This window comes from Bradyrhizobium sp. CCBAU 45394 (assembly GCF_028128655.1).
Lineage (GTDB): Bacteria > Pseudomonadota > Alphaproteobacteria > Rhizobiales > Xanthobacteraceae > Bradyrhizobium > Bradyrhizobium diazoefficiens.
Genome location: NZ_LBIX01000035.1, coordinates 1 through 413, shown reverse-complemented (window position 1 = coordinate 413; position 413 = coordinate 1). Strand labels below are relative to the sequence as shown.

At 59.8% G+C, this 413-nt stretch carries 1 pseudogene; it reads right to left on the bottom strand.

Features of this window, described 5'->3' with window-relative positions:
- Window positions 1-13 precede the first annotated feature (13 nt).
- Window positions 14-413 (bottom strand): annotated as a pseudogene (locus WN73_RS11550) (group II intron reverse transcriptase/maturase); the annotation flags it as partial.

Below are 413 nucleotides of genomic sequence, written 5' to 3'. Positions count from 1 at the left end.
AGGCACCGGGCTCCTACCTCGGGTGTTTGACGGCGAAGCGCAGCTTCGGCCATGGATGAAGGATGCGAGCCTTGGGGAGCCAGTCATCGGTGATCTGCGTTATGCGATCCCAGGTCAGACAGGTCCGCTGACTGCGCCGCCGAAGCGTCCGCCTCCAGAGATCGGTCAGATAGAACCGAAACGCATTGAGCGCTCGGCCATTCGTCGGGACAGCAAAGTACGCAAAGTGGCCGGTCAAGACCTGCCTCAGCCATTTCCCTTGTGCAGGGATCGGCCAGTGCATTCGGCGCCTTAGCTCCTCCTTGATTTCGCGGAGTTTGGTTCGCAAGCGGTCGCTACGGGTCTTCCGTTGAAGCTGGAAGCGCCCTTGGCGTGATTTGCCGCAGATAAACGTGAACCCCATGAACGCAAAG